Annotated in this window: 20 protein-coding genes; 14 read left to right on the top strand and 6 right to left on the bottom strand. The window is 39.9% G+C overall.

Annotation, left to right across the window (positions count from 1 at the left end):
* Positions 1–584: 584 nt before the first annotated feature.
* The 7 genes from JMY09_RS12285 (at position 585) to JMY09_RS12255 (ending at position 9838) form a co-directional block, all read left to right on the top strand.
* On the top strand, positions 585–755 hold the full coding sequence (locus JMY09_RS12285) for a hypothetical protein (protein ID WP_201623947.1): 171 nt from the start codon (positions 585–587) through the stop codon (positions 753–755).
* Positions 756–1496: 741 nt separating this feature from the next.
* A complete protein-coding gene (locus JMY09_RS12280; protein WP_201623945.1) occupies positions 1497–1916 on the top strand; it encodes an arginase family protein in 420 nt (139 codons plus the stop codon).
* A gap of 237 nt (positions 1917–2153) precedes the next feature.
* A complete protein-coding gene (locus JMY09_RS12275; protein ID WP_201623944.1) occupies positions 2154–3410 on the top strand; it encodes a Zn-dependent hydrolase in 1257 nt (418 codons plus the stop codon).
* A gap of 125 nt (positions 3411–3535) precedes the next feature.
* Positions 3536–4558 (top strand): histone deacetylase family protein, encoded by a 1023-nt coding sequence (locus tag JMY09_RS12270; RefSeq protein ID WP_201623942.1) that lies wholly within the window; start codon positions 3536–3538, stop codon positions 4556–4558.
* Between the two features lie 83 nt (positions 4559–4641).
* Positions 4642–6069, top strand: coding sequence for a sodium:solute symporter family protein (locus JMY09_RS12265; protein WP_201623940.1), 1428 nt, complete (start codon positions 4642–4644; stop codon positions 6067–6069).
* 173 nt (positions 6070–6242) lie between these two features.
* Entirely contained in the window at positions 6243–7898 is a 1656-nt protein-coding gene (locus JMY09_RS12260) for a thiamine pyrophosphate-binding protein (protein ID WP_201623939.1), read from the top strand.
* Positions 7899–8896: 998 nt separating this feature from the next.
* Positions 8897–9838 carry a LysR family transcriptional regulator gene (locus tag JMY09_RS12255; RefSeq protein ID WP_201623937.1) on the top strand — a complete coding sequence of 314 codons (942 nt, stop codon included), beginning with the start codon at positions 8897–8899 and terminating at the stop codon, positions 9836–9838.
* Positions 9839–10298: 460 nt separating this feature from the next.
* On the opposite strand, the gene JMY09_RS12250 is transcribed toward JMY09_RS12255, so the two are convergent.
* The 3 genes from JMY09_RS12250 to JMY09_RS12240 all read right to left on the bottom strand — a co-directional run bounded on the left by JMY09_RS12250 (position 10299) and on the right by JMY09_RS12240 (position 13865).
* On the bottom strand, positions 10299–11144 hold the full coding sequence (locus JMY09_RS12250) for an IclR family transcriptional regulator (RefSeq protein WP_201623935.1): 846 nt from the start codon (positions 11142–11144) through the stop codon (positions 10299–10301).
* A gap of 191 nt (positions 11145–11335) precedes the next feature.
* Entirely contained in the window at positions 11336–12601 is a 1266-nt protein-coding gene (locus JMY09_RS12245; protein ID WP_201623933.1) for an MFS transporter, read from the bottom strand.
* Positions 12602–12710: 109 nt separating this feature from the next.
* Complete coding sequence (locus tag JMY09_RS12240) at positions 12711–13865, bottom strand: acyl-CoA dehydrogenase family protein (RefSeq protein WP_201623931.1); 1155 nt, start codon at positions 13863–13865, stop codon at positions 12711–12713.
* 313 nt (positions 13866–14178) lie between these two features.
* On the opposite strand from JMY09_RS12240, the gene JMY09_RS12235 reads away from it, so the two are divergent.
* From JMY09_RS12235 to JMY09_RS12210, 6 genes are all read left to right on the top strand, one after another.
* Positions 14179–14955 (top strand): enoyl-CoA hydratase, encoded by a 777-nt coding sequence (locus tag JMY09_RS12235; protein ID WP_201623929.1) that lies wholly within the window; start codon positions 14179–14181, stop codon positions 14953–14955.
* A gap of 89 nt (positions 14956–15044) precedes the next feature.
* Positions 15045–16646 carry a 3-hydroxyacyl-CoA dehydrogenase gene (locus JMY09_RS12230; RefSeq protein WP_201623955.1) on the top strand — a complete coding sequence of 534 codons (1602 nt, stop codon included), beginning with the start codon at positions 15045–15047 and terminating at the stop codon, positions 16644–16646.
* A 77-nt stretch (positions 16647–16723) separates the two neighbouring features.
* The gene (locus JMY09_RS12225) at positions 16724–17926 is read left to right on the top strand and encodes a 3-oxoadipyl-CoA thiolase (protein WP_201623927.1); all 1203 of its coding nucleotides are present in this window, start codon (positions 16724–16726) and stop codon (positions 17924–17926) included.
* Between the two features lie 47 nt (positions 17927–17973).
* The gene (locus tag JMY09_RS12220) at positions 17974–19668 is read left to right on the top strand and encodes a fatty acid--CoA ligase (RefSeq protein WP_201623925.1); all 1695 of its coding nucleotides are present in this window, start codon (positions 17974–17976) and stop codon (positions 19666–19668) included.
* A 113-nt stretch (positions 19669–19781) separates the two neighbouring features.
* A complete protein-coding gene (locus JMY09_RS12215) occupies positions 19782–20252 on the top strand; it encodes an acyl-CoA thioesterase (RefSeq protein WP_201623923.1) in 471 nt (156 codons plus the stop codon).
* A 126-nt stretch (positions 20253–20378) separates the two neighbouring features.
* Positions 20379–21410, top strand: coding sequence for a hypothetical protein (locus JMY09_RS12210; RefSeq protein ID WP_201623921.1), 1032 nt, complete (start codon positions 20379–20381; stop codon positions 21408–21410).
* Between the two features lie 243 nt (positions 21411–21653).
* On the opposite strand, the gene maiA is transcribed toward JMY09_RS12210, so the two are convergent.
* Positions 21654–22298 (bottom strand): maleylacetoacetate isomerase, encoded by a 645-nt coding sequence (maiA, locus tag JMY09_RS12205; protein ID WP_201623953.1) that lies wholly within the window; start codon positions 22296–22298, stop codon positions 21654–21656.
* 250 nt (positions 22299–22548) lie between these two features.
* Here maiA and JMY09_RS12200 point away from each other — a divergent pair, with 250 nt between their 5' ends.
* Entirely contained in the window at positions 22549–23403 is an 855-nt protein-coding gene (locus tag JMY09_RS12200) for an IclR family transcriptional regulator (RefSeq protein WP_201623919.1), read from the top strand.
* Positions 23404–23461: 58 nt separating this feature from the next.
* Here the strand turns inward: JMY09_RS12200 and JMY09_RS12195 are convergent, their stop codons facing one another.
* Together JMY09_RS12195 and fahA are read right to left on the bottom strand one after the other, a co-directional pair.
* Positions 23462–24037: a VOC family protein gene (locus JMY09_RS12195; protein WP_201623917.1), complete on the bottom strand. Its 576-nt coding sequence runs from the start codon at positions 24035–24037 to the stop codon at positions 23462–23464.
* Positions 24038–24197: 160 nt separating this feature from the next.
* Positions 24198–25487 (bottom strand): fumarylacetoacetase, encoded by a 1290-nt coding sequence (fahA, locus tag JMY09_RS12190; RefSeq protein WP_201623915.1) that lies wholly within the window; start codon positions 25485–25487, stop codon positions 24198–24200.
* Positions 25488–25636 lie beyond the last annotated feature (149 nt).

The raw sequence follows: 25636 nt of genomic DNA, 5'->3' as shown, positions 1-25636 counted from the left end.
CAGGCAGCAACTATCAGGATCATAACTGGGCTAAAGATTAAGATAACTTTTTAGCTTATTAACGGCTTATGAGGGCCCACTGATAGATGCTACAAGCTCACTAAAACCTTGCTGCTTAGTGATTAATTTAAGCGCTTAGTATGCTCACAGAGGTATAAAAGTGTTGTCAAGATGATCAAGCAGGATATAAAGAAAGTATAAAGATGAGGATGGAGGTCATTGGCAAGAAAAAATATTTGAGAAATTGTATACTTCTAGTCATCATCTAGCTTAGAAGCATTTTTGACGAAATATGTGACGAAATAAGCCAAGCGGCGAGTAACAAAGTTGTTTTTGACTTACTAGGCGATGATATAAGAACACAGAGGCTCGACTATACTGGATAGTACGACAGGTCATCTTGCAAGCTTAGAGTTAGCTACGGTGCTTTGGGCTTTTATTGACTTGAAGAGCGTAAGCTATATAAGGTTAAGAATAGAAAATACCATTTCATGATTTCACTCGTTCACTAGGCCACTAAACGGCTCCAGCGAGCTTTAGTGTTAGCAGCATGTTTTCTTCATAATAGTTATAAGGAATATTTTATGTCAAAAAAAGTAGTAGTGTTTGAATACGAGAAAGAAACTAAGAATAGTGTTCGCTACAAGGAAGTGCCTGATGAAGGTACGGCACCTATCGTAGGCACTCTATATGTTCAGAAGTGGTTTGCTGGAGATAGTAAATCTATTGAAATAACCATAGATAAAAAAGACTAGCTAAGCGACTTATTAGCCTCGTATTTTTTAGTTTATTCCATGGTTTTGATCAAGCTATACGGATTTTCTAGAAGCGCCAAAATTGCTATTTTCTCGTTTTATAATGCCTTCACGTAATGGTGCTGATGAATCAGTGAAGAACGCAAAAATTTCGGTAAACACTTGAAATTATTATGCTTTAACAACTAAATAGCTTTAACCTAGTAATGGCTATATATATTACTAACAATATATATAGTCGATCCAAAATGACATTAATACCTCTCATATTATGGAATAGTTTTTCAAATTATTCTTTATCCAGCCGCGGCGCAGGAATTTTGCCTGTGCCCACTTCTTCTATACTCAAATATAGCTTTTTGTCCTGTATTTCAGGCAAGTATCTACGGCACCTTTGCTTATCCTCGTTCTGGATTCAGATCACGAAGGTAAGGGGCAGCCATAGGATGAGATGACTCTGTCTATTAATTCTTTTTGCCTTTTACTGTAATTAAGAGATAGCTCTAAATAACTTTAAAGAAGAATAAACCTCTAGATATTAGCTGTGCTTATAACTCCTATTAATTTATAACGTTTGACTGAAATTATCGGGCCACCTATATTATAGATAAGCCAGTAAACGTAATGGATTAAAGGGTATTGGTAGCTTATAGCTAGATATTTATTATCTAAGCTATTAGTATTTTTAATAATTATTACTAGTCTTTAAGAGTTATTTCTAGAAGCAAGGGAATGTAACAAATGAAAATATACAGTCATGAAAAGCAAAAACTACATCATCCTAAAAGTTACTTCTCTCGCGGGCAAATGCGTGAACCACAAGAGAAGCCTGAGCGCTTGGTTGAGCTTTTAAAAGCACCAGAAGCTTTAGGTTTAACAGTCATTACCGCTAAAGATATAGGTATTGAGCCGATTGTAGCGGTGCATGATCTGGATTATGTTGATTTCTTAAAACATATCTATGATCAATGGATGGCGGTAGATGAAGAAATGGGAGAAGAAGTTCAAACGACCATTTATATGGCAAATAATAATGATGGTCTTGGTATTTTGGCAAAAGCGGCTAAATATCAAGCTGATGGTAGTGCTCCAATCGGCAAGCACTCATGGACTTCTATCTACTGGTCCGCTCAAACCGCACTCAATGCGGCTGATCTTTGAGTTTACTGCAGACAAAATCATCATTGATAAATGATATCTGTCAAAAGCAGTTTAATGGATAAGAAAATATAAGAAGCTAAGTATGTATATTCGATTCCTTATATAAGTTATTACTAACTCTTTTAGATGAATTATCCATAGAAGGCTTAGCGATTATTAAAGAGTCGCTATAGTCAGTGATTGATTGTTGATTAAGCTATCTAGCGAAATTAGAACCTAATTAAAGGTGGGACTAAAATGATTAAAACTATTGATATTACTGCCAACGAGAGTCGCCTATGGGCATCTTTGATGGATATGGCGAAGGTTGGTCCAGGTATTGCTGGTGGCAGCAATAGACAGGCACTAACAGATGAGGATAGTCAAGGTCGCACCCTTTTCAAAAATTGGTGTGAAACTGAAAATATGGTCGTAAAAATTGATGAACTTGGTTCTATGTTTGCTTTTAGAAAGGGTGTTGATCCAAATGCACTACCCGTTATGATAGGTTCTCATCTCGATACGCAACCTACGGGCGGTAGATATGATGGTATTTTAGGCGTTTTAGCTGGATTAGAAGTTGTGCGTTCACTTAATGAGCATAATATTAAAACTAAGCATCCAATCGTCGTCGCAAACTGGACAAATGAAGAAGGTTCACGATTTGCACCATCCATGATTGCATCAGGCGTCTATGCTGGTAAATATGATCTCGAATACGCATACAGTTGCACAGATCCAGAAGGCGTTAGCATAAAAGATGAGTTAATACGTACAGGTTGGCTCGGCGATATGCCCGTAGGAAAACCCAAAATACATGCTTATTATGAATATCATATTGAACAAGGTCCCATCTTAGAGGCAGAAGGTAAGTTGATAGGGGTAGTGACGCATGGTCAAGGTTTGGCTGCTCTTGAAGTGACATTGATAGGTAAGGCTGCACATACTGGCTCGACACCAATGACGATGAGGTCAAACGCTTCTCTAGCAATGGGTAAAATTATTCATGTCACCCATGATTTGGTCATGGGCAATCAACCTAATACCGCAGTTTCAGTTGGTAAGATTGACGTTTCTCCAAACTCTCGTAATGTTATTCCAAGTAAAGTGGTATTTACTATAGATATCAGGGCAGCTTCGCAAGATAAATTTGATGAGTTATGTAATCAGATAAAAGCTAGAGTTTATCAAATATCATCAGAGCTTGATGTAGGTTGTTCAATTGAAATAGTAGGGCACAAAGATCCTGTAGTCTTTGACAGTAAATTAGTGAATATAATTCGGGATTCAGCTAATAAGTTGAGTTACTCGAACATTAATATTTGCTCTGGTGCTGGACATGATGCTTTTTGGATAGCAGATATAGCGCCTTCTGCGATGATTATGTGCCCTTGTGTAGATGGTATATCGCATAATGAAAATGAAGAGATTTCCTCTGAATGGGCAGTCGCAGGCACTAATGTGTTGTTACATGCTGTTTTAGAGACAGCTATCGTAGACACTAGTGATAACTAAAATATTCAAGCTATTAGCAATAGTATGATGTTTATAGACAACTATTGTTTGTTTAATAAATTAACTTAGTATGTTGATTTATGCACTAATGAAACGAGTATAAACAATACAAGGGAATGTAAGAAATGAAAATATACAGTCATGAAAAGCAAAAACTACATCATCCTAAAAGTTACTTCTCTCGCGGGCAAATGCGTGAACCACAAGAGAAGCCTGAGCGCTTGGTTGAGCTTTTAAAAGCACCAGAAGCTTTAGGTTTAACAGTCATCACCGCTAAAGATATAGGTATTGAGCCGATTCTAGCGGTGCATGATCTGGATTATGTTGATTTCTTAAAACATAGCTATGATCAATGGATGGCGGTAGATGAAGAAATGGGAGAAGAAGTTCAAACGACCATTTATATGGCAAATAATAATGATGGTCTTGGTATTTTGGCAAAAGCGGCTAAATATCAAGCTGATGGTAGTGCTCCAATCGGCAAGCACTCATGGACTTCTATCTACTGGTCCGCTCAAACCGCACTCAATGCGGCGGACTCGCTATTAAACGATGAGGATGATCAAAATAATATCCAAATATGTCTGACTAGACCTGCAGGTCATCATGCTCGTAAGAACGCAGCAGGTGGCTTTTGCTACTTAAACAACGCAGCAATCATCGCTCAGCATCTTCGTCAGAAATTCAAAAAAATCGCTATTATCGATACTGATATGCATCATGGTCAGGGTATTCAAGAAATATTCTACGACCGTAAAGATGTACTTTACACGTCAGTTCATGGCAGCCCTATTGATTTTTATCCGGTTGTAGCAGGTCACGAACATGAAAGGGGTACAGGTGAAGGTTATGGTTATAACGTCAACTTTCCTATGCCCCATGGTACCGATGAAGTAGGTTTCTTTCATTATGTCGATCAATCTATCGAAACTTTAAAATTATTTAACCCAGATGTTATCGTCCATGTATTAGGCTTTGATGTTTATAAAGACGACCCACAGGCCAAATGTCATGTCAGTACCGAAGGTTTTCAGGTTTTAGCACAAAAGCTAAAAGAATTAAATAAGCCACTGATTGTTTTAGTTGAAGGTGGCTATTGTATTGAAAAACTTAATGATAATTTTCAATCCTTTTTATCAGGTTTATAGGAGTTTTATTACACTCCGTTATTACTAGTTTTTTTTGTTGAAAGCTGTTTTATTACGATCAAAATATTCCAAGGAGGGACATTATGTACGATTCAGGAGAAAGACTGATATTAGGGTCTTTGGTTATTATTTACTTTATCTTTTTATTTGGTATTTCCTTTTACATTAATAAAAAAAGTATTAAGACTTACGACGATTATAACGTCGCTGGTAGATCAGTCAAACTATTCCCACTTATCTTAACCTTTACAGGTACTGCTGTCGGTGGTGCAATCCTTTTAGGTTATATGGAGCAAGGTTTTATACGTGGCATGGGGCCACAATGGCTAAACTTTGGTATATTTCTAGCTGGTATTTGTATACTGGCATTTTATCTAAAGCGTGTTCGAGCATTAGGTGAAAAATATAATATGGTGACCATTGCAGATTTCACAGTATTAAGGTTTGGAGAAGGGGCAAGAATTCCTACAGTGGTAAGTCTATTGGTAGCGTATAGCGCTATTACCGGTATGCAGTTTGTAGCAATTGCGACAATCCTTAACTTGACTTTGGGTACCAGTATTACTACAGGCGTTATAGTGAGCGGCTTATTGATCACGTTAAAGACTTATTTTGGTGGTATGAAGTCTGTTATTTGGCAAGATGCATTTCATGGCACTATACAAACCGTAGGTATCTTCGTATTATTTTGTACTGTTCTCATCGCAGCTGGTGGTCTTGAGGGAGTACAGACACAAGTTGAACTGTCTGGCGAAAGCGATTTTTTAAGTTTTTTCAATATTCCAGCGTCTGAAGTTATGGTTTATGTACTAACCATAGGCGGTTATCAATTTGTGCGACAGGATTTATGGCAGAGATTTTGGGCAGCAGATAGTGCCAAAACAGCACAAACTGGGTTCTGGATCGCTATTGTTCTGGCATTTTTAACAGGATTTGTTGTTATCCTAATCGGCATTATGGGTCGTTTTGGTCTCAATCTACCGATAGAAGATGCCTCTTTAACCTATTTTGCTATTATTGGCGATGTGTTTAGCTTCCCGATGATTGTTGTAATGGTGCTTGCACTTCTAGCTACCGTTATTTCTACAGCAGATTCATTTTTTATGGCAGGTGCGTCATCGATTATTAATGACATTATCAAACCAAGATTAAAACCTTCAGAAGATATTGATCAACGCCTTTTAAAGTACAGTCGTTACTCAGTTCTTGGCGTAGCGGTTATCGCCTTGATGTTAGCCATTTTTATTCCACACTTAATTGTATTGTGGGTAATGGGCTCCGCTATGCTGGTATCGAGCCTATTGGCCCCCATTACTGCAGGGTTGTTTTGGAAGAGAGCGACACGTTTAGGTGGTACTGTAGCAATGTGGGTCGGACTTTTGATTGCAGTAATTTGGCAGGTTCTTGGTCATCCTTTTGGTGTGCATCCAATATTTATTGGCTTACCAGTTTCAATATTTTTAGTGATAGTTGTCTCATTAATGACTAGAGACAATAGTAGTAACATTTAGTAACTGTAACACTCTCTGCTCAAGTAGAGTTTAATAATCAAAAACGATAACTAGTATTTGAAGTGGCTGTCCTATGATTATGCTAATAAGGAATGTCATAGGATAATCAGACAATTCATTATTTCCATAATGGTAGTACGGCTAACATTTTTAAAATAATTTAGGAGTAAATGATGAGCGATTTAAAACATGGCGGTCAAGCCATTGTAGATAGCCTTAAGCAACACGGAGTAGATCGAGTTTTTATAGTACCAGGTGAAAGCTATTTAGCAGTACTTGATGGCCTTTATAACTCTGATATTCAAACTATTGTTTGTCGTCACGAAGCTGCGTGCACTTATATGGCTGATGCACATGGTAAATTTACGGGTAAACCAGGTATTGCTATGGTGACCCGTGGTCCAGGCGCAGCGCAAGCTTATACTGGCATTCATACGGCTTGGCAAGACGGTGTGCCGTTGATACTATTTGTCGGACTTATACCGATTGCTGATAGGCAGCGTGAGTCATTCCAAGAGTTTGATCCGATACAGTGGTTCGGTAGTCAATGTAAACAAGTCTTCATTCTTGACGAAGTCTCTAGGGCCTCAGAAATTGTTGCCAAAGCATTTCATGCCGCTTTAGAAGGTCGGCCAGGACCTGTTGTAATTGGATTGCCTGAAGATATTATTCAGCAGCAGTTTGAAGGTAAAAAGCACCCTGTTATTCCTGTCGCTCAAGGCGCAGTTACACAATCGGAGTTGCAATCAATAATTGATGCACTATCTGTTGCTAAAAAACCTTTAATGTTTGTTGGTGGTCAAAATTGGAATGCTCAAACATGTCAAAAATTAACTAAGTTTGCCGAAGATAACCATATCCCCATCATACATGATTGGCGAGCCTCTGACAGGATACCATTTGATTCGCCCGCTCATGCAGGTTACTTGGGATATGGTAGAGCAGATGGATGTGCAGATTTACTAGATTCAGCTGATATGTTGTTGACGATAGGTACTGTGCTTGGCGATGTGGCTAGTGATGGGTACACCTTGCGTCAATCATTCGATCAAATCAATCATGTTGTCAATTTAGATACCAGTTTACGCGGTCATAGCGGAGCTACCACTTCTCATATTGTCGCAAGTCCTATTAGTTTTATAAAGGCAATTGCTGAGTGTAAATTCGACGAACTTGATGCTAAATCGCGTCTTTCATGGTTCAACCACTGTCATAAACAACAGCGTCAAGATAGTGCTTTCCCAGAAATCATTATTTCTTCTAATAGTGATGCACAGTATGCCAGTATGACTTTGGTGATGAAAGAGCTAGTCAAAATTATTCCAGAAGATGCCGTATATAGCTTCGGTGCAGGCAACCATTGTTTGTGGGCGCAGAAGTTTCTACCAACGAAGGTATTTCCCAGTCAGTTAAGTAGTAGGAATGGGGCAATGGGTTATAGTGTGCCAGCGGGTATTGCTGCTGCGTTAGAGTCTCCTAAGCGTTTGTCCGTTGTTGTTACTGGCGATGGTGAATTTATGATGAATGAGGCAGAATTATCTACTTCGGTACGTTATAAGGCTCCTATTTTGATTATCGTTATGGATAATGGTCAATTTGGTACTATTCGTCAGCATCAGGAGGTTCATTATCCGGATCGTGTGTCAGGTACACAGCTTCAAAATCCTGATTTTGCTTTGATGGCGAAGTCTTTTGGCGCTCATGGTATTACAGTGAATAGTAATGAGCGAGTCAAAGAGCAAGTTGCACAGGCAATGAAAGTCGTAAGTAAAGATTGCAAAACTGTAGTAATGCATGTGATTACTGATCCTGCTGAGTTAAATCCTTAGTGATTTTATTTATCAGATAACTCTTTTAGAATTATTGTTAATCGCAAGTTGTTGAATTTATAAAAGTAAGCTAGTAATACTGTTAAATATCTTCAAAAAAAAGCCTAACATCAAGTGTTAGGCTTCCTTTTTTTTAAAAAAGGTCTTAGAATTTTATTAAGGCATATCACAAATAGAAAGCTTTTCTTGGAGAAATATTTAAGAATGAGTTGGTATATTATCAGGACCATAAAACAATATTCGAAGTCATCAGCGATATATCAAGCTTGGGTACAACGAGGAACGATTAGCAAAGCACTGTTTTGCAGCGATGCAAGAAAAGAGCTGTGCTCGCAGTGGAACGAGATATAGGTTGTTAAGATAGATGTAGTTCAATTATTATCGTCAAGCTGCGAAACTAAAGTCTTTCAAGTTTAGTTGTGAGGATTGGACATTAGGGAGCCTAGGACAAACTGATTACTTTATCGCTGATAAAGGGTATGATCCAGAAGCTGCTAGAGACAAATATCTAATGCATGAGATGACACCTATCATTCCCAAAAGAGCAAACGCTAAACAGTCTAACTCAGAGTTTGATAGCTATTTGTACAAGTTGACCTATTCAGTAGAGAGCATGTTTGCGAGACTCAAGCATTTTTGCAGTTGGTGCACACAGCATACGAGTCGCTAATAATAAGAACATTGCAACCAGTGTGATCAATGCGCTGAGAATTGTTGCAAAAGATCATAGGACAGTATTGCTGCATGTGATTACATACCCTGATGAGTTAACAATCTAGATATCAATATCTTGTCATGACAAAGAGATGTTATGACAAGCAACACAATAGATAGGTATTTATACTGCGCCATTATCTCTAGCTATATTGTATTATGGAGTCAGGTCAATAATGAAAGGTGTGCTGAGAGCTTAAAGGATGAATACGTATTGCGAAGACTAAGCCGTACATATTTTTGGCAAGCCTTTCATACTGATTGGTTATCAATATGTTTATAATATGAGTGCTGAAATTATCATGATACAACGAAAATTAGCAGACAATTTAAATTGGACATTACTCCATGTGTTAATTGCTATATATGAAGAGGGGAGTATTAGTGCGGCAGCTAATCGTCTGAATATTACCCAATCTGCAGTGAGCCAAAGTCTCAAAAAGCTTGAAGAGCAACTCGAAAGTCAGCTTGTTATTCGTAATACAAAGCCGCTAGAGCTCACACCGATCGGTCGCTATTGTCTTCAGGTTGCTCAAACAATATTCACAGAGATTACTTCTATTGAAGCAATGAAAGGCAGTAATCTACACCTTCTAGAAGGTAATATTAAACTATTAGTCGTTAGTCGACTTCATAATCCTAAATACAATGATTTTTTAGTATATTTCAAAAAAAAATATCCAAATATTACGTTAGATTTGACGGTCAAATCAAGTATGGACATTTTAAATGATTTAAAGCAAAAAAATCCTGCTATTGGTATTTGTTTAGCAAAGCATACATCCAATACCCTTAATCAAAAGATACTCTTCAATCAACGCTATTACCTATATTGTGGATATCACCATCCTCTGTTCTCGGTGAAAGAGTTGAGTGTCAGTAATATATTAGAAGAAAATTTTATTGCATTTAATAGTGAAGCTATTGGTAATGTTCTTTCACCAATAACGTTATTTAAAGAAGCCCATGATTTTACTGGTCATGTTAGTGCCTATACAAATAATTTAGATGAGCTGGTTCGTCTGATATACACCGGATATGGTATCGGCGCGCTACCTGACCAGTTTATTGCTGCCACTCATCTAGAATCTAAACTCAGGCGTCTACCGCCAAAAGAAGGTATTGCTGATATACCGGTTTATCTTTTCTGGCATAAGCATCGCGCTTTGTCTGCTATCGAATCCAAATTTATTGAAGAAATTTTAGATTTTGATATTTCTTTCTAATCCAACTGTAATACTGATAATATTCACTAAGTAAAACCCTTGTAAGCTTTATGTTGCAAAAGTTTTATTGTCGGTAGTTATATTGGTTGGTGCGCCTATTATGCCTAGTTTTTCATTAACAATAGCGCGTTAGAAATAGAGTAGAGTAAAAGTAGTCGGCCACACCTAAATCATGATTCGCCTGTTGTTTAATAAAGCTGTATGAAACAATAGTAAGGCATACAGTATTAATTATAGGTATAAAATTTCTAGAATAGAGATTTACTTTAATCAACACCTTTTAGTAGTGGCTCTGAATTAGTTGACCATTACCATAACTATAATTCGCAGTATTTCGGTAACCGCTAATATAGAAGACAAAGTAATATATCTGAGATATAAGAAAAACTATTCCTATCCTTACTAAGGCTTAGATATAGATATTGCGTCAATACGTGAATATCCCAAGTAACGCTATCTCTTAGCTTATGTAAAGATTACTTTCAATGCTGTTTTTCATATGTAGTAAGCGCGGGGCAACATCCTCTTCTAATTTTGTACGGCTCAAAACAAAATTGGGCGCTCCACAGTTAAAAGTCAGCAAGCCCTCAGTGGGATGCATTAAAGCTGTAGCAACCGCATTAACATCTTTTTGCCATTCGCTAATTGAAAAACAGTATCCATAATCCTCATAATCTTTAAAGGCTTTATCTAGTCCTCTCCTAATCTTTATCCAATCATCTTTGTATTTACTGCGAATAGCATCAAGAATAAACTCTTGCTCAGCTTGCGGCATGCTTGCTAAACAGGCCCTTCCCATTGAACTTAAGTGAATAGGCAGGTACGAGCCGACATTACGGCGCATAGTAGTAGTACCGTCACCTTGCACGACATTTAGATATACCATCGTTAGTCGATCACGAGTAGCCATGGCAACAGCACTATTAGCATATTCTGCTAACGCTTCCATATACGGCGTTACTAGGTTGTTGATAGAGATGTTTGCCATCATCGTATATCCAAATCCCAATACACCCGCAGACAGTTGGTATTTACTACTGTTAGTCGATTGCTTTAAATAACCCAGTTTAACTAAGGTATAAGTGAGGCGAGTAATTGTTCCTTTAGGTAAACCTGTTAATTGACTTAAGTCTTGATTGCCTAAATAAGGACGTTGTGGCGTGAAGCAGCGTAGCAGCTCTAGCCCTCGAGCTAAAGCTGTAACAAACTGCCGATCATTCTTATCGCGCATCTCTGCAATTGGCTCTAACAATTCGATGTGTGTTGTGTTATCAGTACATTCGTCTGCAAGGTTTTTGGTTGTCATATATTATCTTTATTCTCAAATAAGTTAATACAGATATGATGATCAACACACTTCTTATTGTGCATTTATCATCAAAATAAATTATTAAAGACAGTAGCCTGCACCTTTATGAATAGTGATTTAAAGGTGCATTTAAATGCTTAATACAGCTATTATAATCTATTTCGCTGTGTGGTATATCTTGAATATTATTATGCCTTTTGTGGGTCATACTGTTGTTCTTTAATGAACAATGTCGGAATAAGACCACATAAGAAGTATGCTCCTGCCATTAGTAATAAGCCGGCACCAATAGAATTGTGCATGGCCATATAACCAATAGCTACAGGTGCAATAACTGAACCAAGTCTTCCAATATTGAATGCTCCACCGATGGCTGTACCTCGAATAGCAGTCGGAAAGCTTTCGGTCAAATAGGTGGCGTTTATAGCATAAGGAATACCATATAAGAACCCAAAGGTTATCATTAACCAACCAATATTTTCTGCAGTATGCATATAGACCAATACAGGTATAAATAGCGCCGTACCCATGGTGCCGAAAGCAAATACTATCTTGCGACCTATCTTATCAGCTACTAGGCCAGCAACCACTTTAGCAAACATCATAGTCAAATAAGTACCTGCCATATATAGTGCCATCTCCTTAAACTTGATACCCAATTCAGTTTCTAGATAAGAAGGTAGCCAGTTGCTGACGCCAAAATAACCGAATAATAAAAGCCCTGAACTCATAGACCATAAAATAAACATGATGCGATGCTTTGGATTTTCAAATATAGCTTTATATGGATTTTCAGGTTTCTGCAGCGAGTCCATTGCACCACTAAGTTTAAGGGCACGTGATTCTTTCCAAGACTGCGGCTCAGACACTAGAAAGTACATTGCTATCGAAAGAATAATGGGTATAAAGGTTAGAAGATACAGAGTTCGCCAGCCATAACTTGGAATAATCCAAGCTGAAATACTAGTGATAACTAAAGACCCTAATGTAAAGCCTGTCATCAGTGCTGCAAGTACTGTCGTTCTATGCTTGGTAGGCACCATCTCAGACATCAAGGTATTAGTCGCAATGTATAAGCTACCAAGACCTAAACAAGCGGTAAACCGTAATGCTATAAATTGCTCATAGCTTTGTACAAACCCACTAAAACCGGATAAAATAGAGAAGAGTGCAGTTGCAATCACGATAACCCGTACTCGTCCAAAACGATCACACGCCCAACCGCCAAAGAATCCACCGATGGCCATACCAAATAATGACCAACTGCCTAAAGCACCCGCTTGTACATTGGTCAATCCAAACTCTAGTTTTAGACTTGAAAGTGTAAAGGCAAGAATACCGATGTCAGCCCCATCACATAATAAGACTAAAAAACAAAATACAAAAGCCAGTTTCCAAGGTTGCTTCTGAACAGAATCTAAACTTGGATTTGAAGTTATAGCCGCACTTTTCACAATACATATCCTTATCGTTGTGAGAATAAAAAACTATCTTGATAGGGTCTTGGTTACGGTATTTACATCCTAGCAAATACCGATATTGCCTTGTTGTTCAAACAAAAAGCTATTCACTTACTTCTTTAATCATATTGCGGGCGATAATAATTTGCTGAATCTGAGTTGTGCCTTCATATAGACGATATAAACGCACATCACGGTAAAAACGCTCAATACCATAATCGGCAATATAACCCGCACCGCCATGAATTTGTACGGCTCTATCAGCAACGCGGCCACACATTTCAGTGGCAAACATCTTGGCACAGGAAGACTCAGTGACGACATTCTTCCCTTCGTCACGCAGGCGCGAGGCGTCTAATACCATAGATTTAGCTGCATAAATCTCTGCTTTTGAGTCAGCGAGCATCGCCTGAATAAGCTGAAAATTGGCAATTGGCTGTCCAAACTGCTTACGCTCAACAGCATAGTGCAAAGCATCATCTAGCATTCGAGTAGCGGCTCCGGTACTTGCTGCAGCAATATGTAAACGTCCTTTATCCAGTACTTTCATCGCAGTTTTGAAACCTACACCTTCAACACCACCAATCAAAGCATCAGCAGGCACGACACAATTATCAAAAATCACATCACAGGTATGAGCGCCTTTTTGCCCCATTTTTTTATCAATTTTACCCAAAGTAATACCAGGGGTATCGCTCTCAACGATAAAGGCTGAAATACCGCCCGATCTTTTATTTTTTGGATCAGTACGCGCCATTACAGTAAATACACCAGCTTGAGGAGCGTTGGTAATATAGCGTTTAGTACCGTTAATAATATAGGTATCACCATCTTTGATGGCAGTGGTCTTTAATGACGCGGCATCTGAGCCAGAATCCGGCTCAGTCAGACAGAATGAGCCGATGATTTCACCGCTGGCGAGTCTTGGTAGGTATTTCTGTTTTTGTGCTTCAGTACCATCAATGACTAGACCAGATGAGCCTATACCATTGTTTGTTCCAATTAGTGAACGAAAAGCAGGCGATGTGCGCCCTAATTCAAATGCTAGTGTGACCTCTTCCTCCATCGTAACGCCAAGCCCGCCATATTCTTCAGGAATAGTCAGCCCAAACAGTCCTAACTCACGCATTTGATTAATGATGTCATCTGGAAGGCGGTCATTTTCGGCTACCCAATGTTCCATCGGTATTAATTGGTTATTAACGAATTGACGAATAGTATCGGTAATTTGGTTAAGAACTTCCTTATCTCTGATCATGTGACTCTTCCTTGTTTGGTTAATACTTAGACTAATAGCGGCTTCGTGACGGCCTTGAACAAACAGCATAATTGATAGTTTCTTAAATTACAATACTTTTGGTTTAAAATACCGCATTGCGGTATTTTTAAAAACATGAAAGCGCAAATATTCTGATTTTTTCTAAAATTAACTCGGTTTTACTCTTCACAAAGGAAAATAAACAGTATATATTGGTCTTAAATATCGCTATGCGGTATTAATTATCATAAATATCAATATTTTTTAGGTCTTGCAGTACTTTACCTAAGGACATTGCTTAAGGGATAGCACCATGGAAGAGCCAATCGTTATTTGTGAGCAACAAGAAAATGGCGTTAGTGTAATAAGACTTAACCGTCCTAAAGTTCGCAATGCTTTAAACACTGAAGTACGCGAAAAAATGGCAGAGATTTTCAATAGGTTAAACGACGATGTGAATACTAAGGCTATTGTGCTGACAGGTGGCGATAAGGTGTTCGCAGCCGGTGCTGACATTAATGATTTTTTAACCGCAAAAACAGTCGATGTGTATTTACGCCATAGCGAACGTTATTGGGATGCTATCACTAATTGTCGTAAGCCGATCATAGCGGCAGTAAATGGCTATGCGCTTGGCGGTGGCTGTGAGCTCGCTATGCACGCCGATATTATTGTCGCTGGAAAGTCTGCTAAGTTTGGACAACCAGAGATCAAAATTGGACTGATGCCAGGAGCAGGGGGTACGCAGCGGCTCTTTCGAGTAATTGGCAAACATAAAGCCATGAAGATGATATTAACGGGTGACATGATAAGCGCTGATGACGCTGATCAAATGGGGCTGGTCTCTGAAGTCGTTGAGGATGAAGCGACTATCAAACGCGCCATCGAGATTGCAGAGCAACTAGCGCATTACTCGCCTATTGCCTTAGCCCAGATCAAAGAAGTTGCTAGTCTTGGCGTAGACATGCCCCTACAAGCCGCATTGGCTTTAGAGCGTAAAGCCTTTCAAATTTTATTCGATACTGAAGACCAAAAAGAAGGGGCAAAAGCCTTTTTGGAAAAACGTAGTGCTGAATACAAAGGACAGTAGCTTGTCAAATTATAGATAGGTAGAGCTAATTAACTCTGAAAACCACACTATTCGACAAGAGCATTCAAAGTAACGAGAGTATATAAAGGATTATTATGACCGTGAACACATTAGCCATTATTGGCACTGGTATTATGGGTATGGGAATCGCCCAAATCGCTGCTCAAGCGGGTATTCAAGTGCTCTTGTTTGATGCGAAGGCAGGAGCTGCTGAGCAAGGGCGACAATCTCTTCAAACCATGCTCGAAAAACTAACCGCTAAAGGTAAGTTTACCGATCAACAGCTACAGTCGACTTTAACTAATTTGACTGTAATCGAGGACCTGACCCAAATTGCGAAGGCTGACCTCGTAATCGAAGCAATCATAGAGAATTTAGAAATAAAAAAACAGCTTTTTAAACAGGTGGAAAGTATTGTCTCTGCTAATACGATTTTGGCAACCAATACCTCATCCCTAGCGGTGACTGCGATTGCCTCTGATTGCGATCATCCAGAGCGCGTGGCAGGATTTCACTTTTTTAATCCAGTGCCGCTAATGAAAATCGTTGAAGTTATTCCGGGTATCTCCACTAAAGCTTCAGTGGTAGAAACGCTTAAAGAGTTAGCCAAGCGCATCGGACATTTAGGTGTGATAGCGAAAGATACGCCAGGTTTTATTGTTAATCATGGTGGTAGAGCTTATAGCACCGAAGCCTTAAAAATATTAGGCGAGGGGGTCGCAAGTTTCGAGGACATCGATTGCATCTTGCGTGAAGGAGCAGGCTTTCGAATGGGACCATTTGAGCTACTTGATCTCACCGGTATTGATGTGTCCCATCCCGTTATGGAGTCAATCTATAACCAGTTCTATCATGAAGACCGCTATCGCCCCCATCCGCTAACTCGTCAGATGCTAATGGGGAAAAAGCTTGGACGTAAAGTTGGTGAAGGCTTTTACCACTACTCAGAAAATAAAAAACAAGACGGTCAAAAACAGACAGCAGATACCTCTAAACAATTACCTTATAAGACAGATTCCAATATCTCGAACATATCAGTTTGGATTGGGGCAGATTTAGCAGAAGATAAGCAACAGCTTGTTAATTACCTAAATGCCAACAATATTACGATTGATAAAAATGACGAACCACAATCTGACAGTTTGGTATTGCTGGCAATCTATGGCGAGGATACCACCAATGCTGCTATTCGCTATCAAGTAAATCCTAAACAAGCAGTCGCCATTGATATGCTGACTGAATTATCTAAGCATCGTACCCTGATGCCAAGTATCGTCACCCAGGATGATTTTGTGGCTCAAGCCTATACTTTATTTGGTAAAGGGTTAGATAACCGCTTAGTTGAGGATAAAGCAACCCCACAGGCAGCTGTTGATGCCACACTCATTACTGAAAGCACCGGCTTTGTGGCGCAACGAGTCATTGCAATGATCGTTAATCTTGGATGTGATATTGCCATGCAAGGTATTGCCACACCAAAGGATATCGATAATGCCGTAAAGCTAGGATTAGGCTATCCGTATGGTCCTATCTCATGGGGCAATGAGCTTGGTGCTCAGCGAATCTTACTTATCCTAGAACGCATTTATGGGTTAACTGGTGATCCACGTTATCGTCCTAGTCCATGGCTACAACGCCGTGCCAAACTAGGCATCTCCTTGTTCACCAAGCAGAGCACCTATTCAGGCTAATGACTTAGTTATTTAACCATATTACTAAACCCTATCTTTTAATAAGACAAACTCTCAAAACACAACAAGGAACAGTTATGTTAAACGCCTATATTTATGATGGATTAAGAAGTCCTTTTGGTCGTCACGGTGGAGCATTAGCAACGGTTCGTCCTGATGACTTAATTGCCACAGTGATCAAGACCTTAGTTGCAAAGCACCAATTGCCTAATGATATTTTTGATGAAGTGTTGATCGGTAATACTAATCAAGCTGGTGAGGACTCACGCAATATCGCCCGTAATGCTGCGTTGTTAGCAGGCCTAGATGTCAAAACTCCTGGTCAAACCGTCAACCGTCTATGCGCTTCAGGATTATCGACTATCATTGATGCTGCTCGTAGTATTACTTGTAATGAGGGAGACATCATTTTAGCAGGGGGCGTTGAGTCAATGACCCGAGCACCCTTCGTATTTGCTAAGACCGAGCAGCCTTTTAGCCGTGAATTCAAAGTATTTGATACGACCATTGGCAGTCGCTTCCCCAATCCAATCATCGAAAAACAGTTCGGTAGCGATAGTATGCCGCAAACGGGTGATAACGTTGCTCAAAAATACGGCATTACTCGTGAAGAAGCGGATAAATTTGCAGCGGCATCGCAGGCTAAGTATCAAATGGCAAAAAAAGCTGGGTTCTTTGATGATGAAATAACCCCAATTATGGTATCGCAAGGTAGAAAATTACCAGAAAAATCAATATCAGAAGATGAACATCCTCGTGCCAGCTCAACTGTTGAGGCACTACAAAAACTCAAGCCTTTAAATAACGAAGGTGTAGTCACAGCAGGCAACGCATCAGGTATTAATGATGGTGCAGCTGCTCTTATCATTGGCTCAAAGCAAGCAGAGGAAAAGCTAGGTTTTAAGCCTATTGCCAAGATTCTTTCATCCGGTGCTATGGGTGTTGAGCCTAATATTATGGGTGTTGGTCCCGTTGAGGCGATTAAGCTGGCATTGAAACGTGCTGACTTGACGCTTGATGATATGTCTATTATTGAAATTAATGAAGCGTTTGCGTCGCAAGTGCTTGGCTGTCTAAAAGGTTTGGATATTGATTTTGATGACAAACGTGTCAATCCTAATGGTGGAGCGATTGCTATTGGACATCCGCTAGGTGCATCAGGCGCCAGAATCGCCTTAAGTACTGCTCGCGAGCTACAGCGTACGGGTGAGAAATATGCGGTAGTCAGTTTATGCATTGGCATCGGGCAAGGGCTTGCCATGGTGATAGAACGAGTCTAACTCTTTCAATACTTGCACCATAATATTTATTATCAAGGACGACAATAATGACTACGATACTTAATCAACATGAGGACTATCAGCAAGCTCAAGAAGCTTATGGTTTTCCTTTGATTATTAAACAGCTACTAAACCGCGCAAAAATTGCCTCTAAAGAGCAAACTATCAGTTATGCAGATAAGGTTACTTATACCTATGCTGAATTTTTTAAGCGTATTAACCGCCTGGCAAACGTATTAAAAAATATGGGTTTGCAAGCAGGTGATGTGGTTGCTGTTATGGATTGGGACAGTCATCGTTACCTTGAAGCCTATTTTGCAGTACCGATGTCTGGAATGATTCTACAAACCGTCAATGTACGCTTGGCTGAAGATAAAGTGCTCTATACCATCAACCATTCCAAACCTAAAGCTTTGTTATTAAATGCTGAATTTGAGCCAATGGCTAAAAATTATCTTTATGAAGCTCCTTCTATTGAAAAAATTATTTGGCTGGATGACGCTCAATATAGTGAAGAGAATATAAAAACTCAGCAAGCTAGTATGCCAGATTATGTCGAAGGTGAGTACGAAGCAATGTTAGCCGAAGTCAGCGATGAGTTTGATTTTCCCGACTTTGATGAAAATACCATCGCCACGACCTTTTATACCAGTGGCACGACCGGAGATCCAAAGGGCGTCTTTTTTACCCATCGACAAATCGTATTACAAACTCTATCGAGTACGTTAGCATCTGCACTTAGTGCCGAGGGTCAAGGTGCTCGCTACAATGATGTCTATATGCCGATGACGCCCTTATTCCATGTGCATGCATGGTGTTGGCCTTATGGCGCAACCATGATAGGGCTTAAACAAGTATATCCAGGGCGCTATGTATCCGAAGTACTGGTTGACCTGATTGAACGGCACAAAGTAACCCTCTCACATGGCGTGCCAACTATTTTACAAATGTTAATCAAAGAAATGGCAACGCGAGGACGCAAGTTTAATGGTCTTAAGTTATCAGTAGGGGGCTCCAAACTAAATGAAGGTCTGGCTGAAGCCGCTATTGAAAGTGGCATAGAGTTTATCTCGGGGTTTGGAATGTCAGAGTCCTGTCCTGTCCTCGCCAGAATGGCATTCGGTGATCAGACAAATGATATGACGATAACTGAACAGATCAATTATCGTTGTCTTTCTGGCTCACCCATTATGCTCGTTTCAATGGAACTATGGGATGCGAACGGCAAAGCTCTACCTATGGATGGTCAGTCGACAGGGGAGCTTGTGGTCCGAGCGCCTTGGCTAACCCAAAGCTATTTCAAAAATTCAGATGCTGGCGATGAGTTATGGCGCGGTGGTTGGATGCATACCCAAGATATTGCCTGCATTACCGCTGATGGCACTCTAAAAATTACTGATAGGCTCAAAGATGTTATTAAGTCAGGTGGCGAGTGGGTATCCTCGCTTGAAGTCGAAAATATTTTATCCTTTCATCCTTGTGTTGCTGAGGTGGCCGTCATTGGAGTAGCGGACGAAAAGTGGGGTGAACGCCCTCTAGCGTTAGTAGTTCTAAAGCCTGAGCATGTTGATATCAAAGCGGAGGAGATTTTAGCGTTAGGTCACCAAGCAGTTGAAAAAGGCTATTTACCAAAGTATGGCGTCCCAAGTGAAATAAAATTCTTAACAGAAATGCCAAAAACTAGTGTGGGCAAGCTCGATAAGAAAAAAATGCGGATGATGTACGCAGAAAAATTGATTTAATCCGCAAATTCCTATTGATAACGGCAACTCTATAGTCGAATGAGCTTACTAATAAATGAGCTTACTAATAATTGCAATGATTATGCGCATTGCCATGACTGAACGAGGCAACTATGAAAGCTTTAGCAAAATTACCAGAAATACAAGAGACGTTGAATAAAGATAGTGATCATCCTATGCATGGTTTTGCCGTTATTTACTCTCAACAAGTAGAGTGGGGTGATATGGATTCTTTCGGGCATGTCAATAATGTGGTCTATTATACCTATGCCCAAAACGCTCGTATTCACTACAACAGTCAATTAAATTTATTTAATGAAAAGACTTTCTCAGTCATGGCTGCGTCATCCTGTCAATATTTCAAGCCAGTGATCTACCCTGATATCTTGTGGATTGGGGTTCGAATCAAGAAAGTTGGCAATGCCAGCTTGATTCATGAATATACCTATTATAGTACGGCTATGAATACTATTGTCGCTAGCGGTGAGTCAGTATTGGTCTATCTTGACAAAGCCAGTGGACAAAAGAAAAATATCGATGATATGAAAAAAGCCGCAATTAGCGCTTTTGAAAGTGTCAGCTAGAGTAGAAAATACATGTTTTTGTACAAGGAAATCGTACTGGCATTTATGAGTTGAAAAAATAAAGTAGCGATATGAACTTAAAGAGCTTTAAAGGGATTTTTAAATAATACAAGGAATGTATAGATCATGCTTTATATCAAAAATTTGTCTTTTAGTTTAGCGGTTCTTGGCGTATGTACACAGGTACAAGCCATAGATCTGGTCACAAATGGAAGCACTACTCTAAGTATCGGCGGGTATGTTAAAGCTGAGGGTATCTATTATTCTCCAGATAAAGGTGACTCCGAGTTCAAAGGTAGTGCACGGCAGTCTCGTATTAACCTTAAAACTACCAAGCAGGTGGATGCTAAAAAATTAACGGGTTTTATTGAAGGGGATTTTTATGGTAATGCAGCAAATGGCGGTTCAGAATTGCGACTTCGCCACGCTTATGTTCAGATCAATGATTTAACCGTAGGAAAGACATGGAATGGACAGTTTTTGGCTGTCTATCCACTTTTGACTGAACAGCTTGATTTTCGGGGTACGGGGTTGGGAACCATCTCTGGTGGGGGCGCTGATATTCGTCCAGATTTGACGGTGCATTATACTCATAAAGGGCTTCGTTTTACCGCTCAACAACCTGTTTACGAGGAAGCTAACCTGCCTGATATGGTGGTTAGCTACAAAAACAACCTATCTGATCTTAGCTACAACTTAGCAGTTACTGCCCGTGAAACTAAAAACGGAAACGATTCAGATGTAGGCGTCGGTGCTTCTTTAGCGGGCAAACTCAAACTGGGTAATGACTCATTACATGCAAGCGTATTCAACGGTAAAGGGATGGGTGCCTATTCAACAATATGTGTTGGACGAGTGCTTGGGGCGACTGGGTCGTTAGATTGTGATGCTGAAAACGGCGAGCTTGTGTCGCAAACCGGTTTCACTGTAGGATATAGGCATAAATTTACAGAAAAGCTTCTTGGTAACATGCGTTATGGTGAGATTAATGTAGACGATGCAGCTGATACTTCTGTAAATGTAAAAAGTGTAAATCTTATCTATAATTATTTACCAGATCTCGATTTTGGCATTGAATGGAGAGATCGAAGCAACAAGACCCTGTCACAAGTAAAAAAAGGTCAGCAAGTTGAAGTAATGGCCAAATACAGTTTCTAACCTAACCTAACCTAACTGCGCCTAAAAATTCAAACCCCAAGATTTGCAACACTGCCTAATTAAAGTTCTGAACAGAAAAAGTTGCTAGTGATATATATAATATAAGACATTAAGATCACAGTGAATAAGAAACAGCTTAACTAGGCTGGCAAGTGGACTCATGCCAGCTGTTAAGTGTTTGAGTGTACAGCAACTAATAAACAGCTTAGTAAGATATGATAAAACTCGTGTAAAAAAACAGTATCAAAGATTTGGCGCATCAGGTTGCTTTACAGGATCAGCATCATCAAAAGCTTTAAGCGAGCGGCAATGCTCATCAATAGCAACGATATTAGGATAAGGTGTCAAATCTACTTTAAAGCGGCGGGCAGAGGAGACTTGGGGTACTAAATAGCAGTCTGCAAACGTTGGACTGTCGCCGTAGCAAAATTTCCCAGTTGATCTGTTTTCTGCTAATAGTTTCTCTAAAGCCGCAAAGCCCTCAGTCATCCAATGTTGGCACCAGAGCATCACCTCATCTTCACCAACCGTTAACTCGTTGCGCAGATACTGCAAGATACGACGATTATTAAGGGGATGGATATCACAGCCAATCATAGCGCTAAGTGCTCGTATTTGCATACGCCCTGCAGCATCTTTAGGTAATAGAGGGTTCTGCGTATAAGTCTCCTCTAACCACTCCAAAATAGCAGGGCTTTGATATAGTAGTAAATCATCTGTCTGCAATACAGGCACTAAACCTTGTGGATTAATAGCTTTAAATGCTGTTTCTAACTGTTCATCTTGGGCCAAATTAACCGCGATATAGTCGTAATCCAAACCTTTGAGGTTCATGGCAATACGAGTACGGTAAGAGGTACTACTGCGAAAGTAATTAAAAAGCTTCATCATCATTATTCTCCATTTTGGGCAGGTATCAAACGCTCATCATTATGTATATAATCAGTCACGATCATAAACCTGCTAAACTTAAGAAGGTGTTATGAGTCGTCACAAGCAGGTTTTAAACCAATATGCTTAAACTGAATGCTTAGACTGATAAGCGGAAAAGGAAAATCTGGCTTATTTCAACTGTCAGATATAAGCATCAAGTCGTATCTTCATTTAACTGAGTAAAAAATAGGCAACTGAGCAAATAATGTCATCATCAGATAACGCTTCAACCTTAAGTAATCCTTTAACATCGAACAAGAGTCAAGGTGGTGTACAGTCCCTTGAGATTGGGTTATCGATATTAGATGTACTCATCGCCTATAACGAGCCTATGATGCTAAAAGCCATAGCTCAAGAGATGCAGATGCATCCAGCCAAATCTCATCGTTATTTGGTTAGCCTGATTCGCAAAGGCTATGCTCGTCAGCTCGATGATGGACGCTATGGGCTGGGCGAACGGATTAACGCTCTAGGCCAGACAAGTGTCGACCAAAACAACATCTTGCAGCGCTTGACTACGGTGGCCAATGACATTAAAGAGGCTCTAAACTGCGGGGTACAAATTGCCAAGTGGTTTAGTGAAGGCCCTATTATTATTCAGTCCGTTGAACCAGATAGCCCAATCAGTATTATTACGCGTATCGGCTCACGTATGCCGCTTACAACTTCTGCCACAGGTCAGTTGTTTGCCAGCTATCAACCAGAGGCGATCATCAAACCATTAGTAATGGCAGAGTGGCAAGGGGAATCTGCTACCGTCAGCAGCGCTGAAATATTGGCTAAGTGGCTGCACTTTAAGCAGCTACAAGCTGATGTTCGCACCCAAGGTTATGCGACGGTCACCGGTGACATGCTAATAGGTATTAACGCTATTACTATTCCAGTACTATTGCCGAAATCGGCTAACAATAAAGATGGCGCTACAGAGGCCCTTGTCAAAGATTTGCCATTAGACTATGCCATTACTATTATTGGTACTTCAGAGCAGCTGCCTATGAGTAAGCAGCATGAAGTGGCGGATAAAGTACGGGCGATAGCTCAACGCTATCAAATTGCTTAGCGAATATTGTGTTTAAAGGTTAAGGATTTAAAAGTTAACTTTTGCTTTTTACCTTCTGTTATTCTCCAACAGGAAAATGCTCTTTTGCTTGGGTAAGTTCTTCGGCATGCAAAAAGTGCGTATGGGCAGGGGCACGTTTGGTCCGCGTCCATTCATCGAGCATATCTTGCTTGATTTCTTCAGTAATCATCGAGACTTTTTCTTCTGAAGTAATATCATCGTAGGTCAGTTCCATACGATGACCATTAGGATCGAAGAAATAAATAGAATGGAAGATACCGTGATTGGTAACTCCGATAACGTCAATACCGCCGTCCTCTAAATGCTTCTTAGCAGTCATTAAAGTATCACGGTCTTTTACTTTCATCGCTAAATGCTGCACCCAGTCTGGAGTATTAGGATCAAAGCCCATCTCAGGTTGATTAGGCACTTCAAAAAATGCCAATACGTTGCCATTACCAGCATCTAAAAACACATGCATATAGGGATCAAAGGCTTTGGTCGAAGGCACATGGTCTTCAGCAAATGCCAAGATAAAGTCCATATTTAGGTGCTTTTTATACCATTCGACGGTTTCTTTGGCGTCTTTGCAACGATAAGCAACGTGATGGATTTGTTCTATTTTAAAGGTCATTATCAATATCCTTTTGATAAATAATCAACAGAGTGCAGTTACAGCAACCGTAGGTTTATAATAATAAAAATACAGTGGCTGCTTTGCTTGCTTGAACTGCAATTTATAAAAATTTATTTATAAAGTAGAGCAGGGTTTTAAATTTATATTAGAGCCCTGCTTAGTCTGAAAAATTAAACTCTAAAGCGGGTAATACAGTACCGCGTACCTCACCGAAGCCCACACGAATGCCATCCTTCTCAGAATAACCTTTCATAATCACAGTGTCGCCATCTTCGATAAAGCTACGTGTCTCACCATTATTAAGTTTAACTGGTTTGGTTGCGTTCCAAGCCAGCTCCAGCATTGAGCCGAACGTATCTGGCGTTGGCCCTGAAATCGTACCAGAACCCATCATGTCACCAACTTCTACTTTGCAACCAGAGATGGTGTGATGCGTCAGCTGCTGAGTCATCGACCAATACATATATTTAAAGTTACTCTTACAGATAACAGTTGCGGTATCAGCGTCTGCAGTTAACAGCTCTACTGATAAGTTAATATCAAAGCTGTTATCGCCAGCTTTCTCACGTAAATAGGCTAACGGCTGTGGATCTTGAGTAGGAATTGAGGTTTTAAAAGGTTGTAGAGCGTCTAAAGTGACAATCCAAGGTGAAATCTCAGACGCAAAAGTTTTGGCGTTAAACGGACCTAAGGGTACGTATTCCCATTTTTGAATGTCACGAGCTGACCAATCGTTAAATAACACCATGCCAAAGATATGATCCCAAGCGTTTTCAATGGCGATAGGCTGACCGATTTTGTTAGGCTTCCCAACGATAAAAGCGGTCTCAAGCTCGAAGTCTAGGCGCTTACAAGGTGAGAAGATAGGACGCTCATCAGGACTGGGTTTTAGCTGACCTGAGGGACGGATAATATCGGTACCGCTAACGATGACAGTGCTGGCGCGACCGTTGTAAGCAACAGGCATCTCTTTCCAGTTGGGCAATAAGGCATTGTCAGGATCACGGAACATGGTGCCAACATTGGTGGCATGTTCTTTAGAAGAATAAAAGTCAGTATAGCCAGGTACGCGTACTGGCAAATGCATGGTGACGTCTGCTTGCTTGAACAGTGCCTTGCTCATTAAGTCTTGATTGTCACTTAAGGCTTTGCTGTCGGTACAGAGTAGGGTTTGGATAGTTTTACGAGCTTTTGTCCAGTTGTTGCGACCAGATTCAATAAAGGGATTTAACGTAGGCTGATCAAAATAGGGGCCACCTTCTAGGGTCAGTAGACCTTCAGTTTCAACAACTGATAAGTCCAATACTTGATCGCCAATGGCCACACCAGCACGGCGTTCGCCGTCTTCGGTTTCACTAAAGATGCCGTAAGGAAGGTTATGAATTGAGAAATCAGAATCGCTAGCGATATCGATAAATGAAGTGAGGTTTTTGTCAATCGTTGACATGAAATGCTCCTTGCTAAATGTTTATAAGTGGCTTAATTAATATAATATTTGCTTAGTCTGTATTATAACAATCAGCTCAATAAATTACGATATGTTTAACTACTTACGAATAATGTAATTTATAACCAAGCATATTGCAAGGAGTTTTG

The sequence above is a fragment of the Psychrobacter urativorans genome (assembly GCF_904846695.1).
Lineage (GTDB): Bacteria > Pseudomonadota > Gammaproteobacteria > Pseudomonadales > Moraxellaceae > Psychrobacter > Psychrobacter urativorans.
This window is presented reverse-complemented; position numbering and strand designations above follow the sequence as displayed.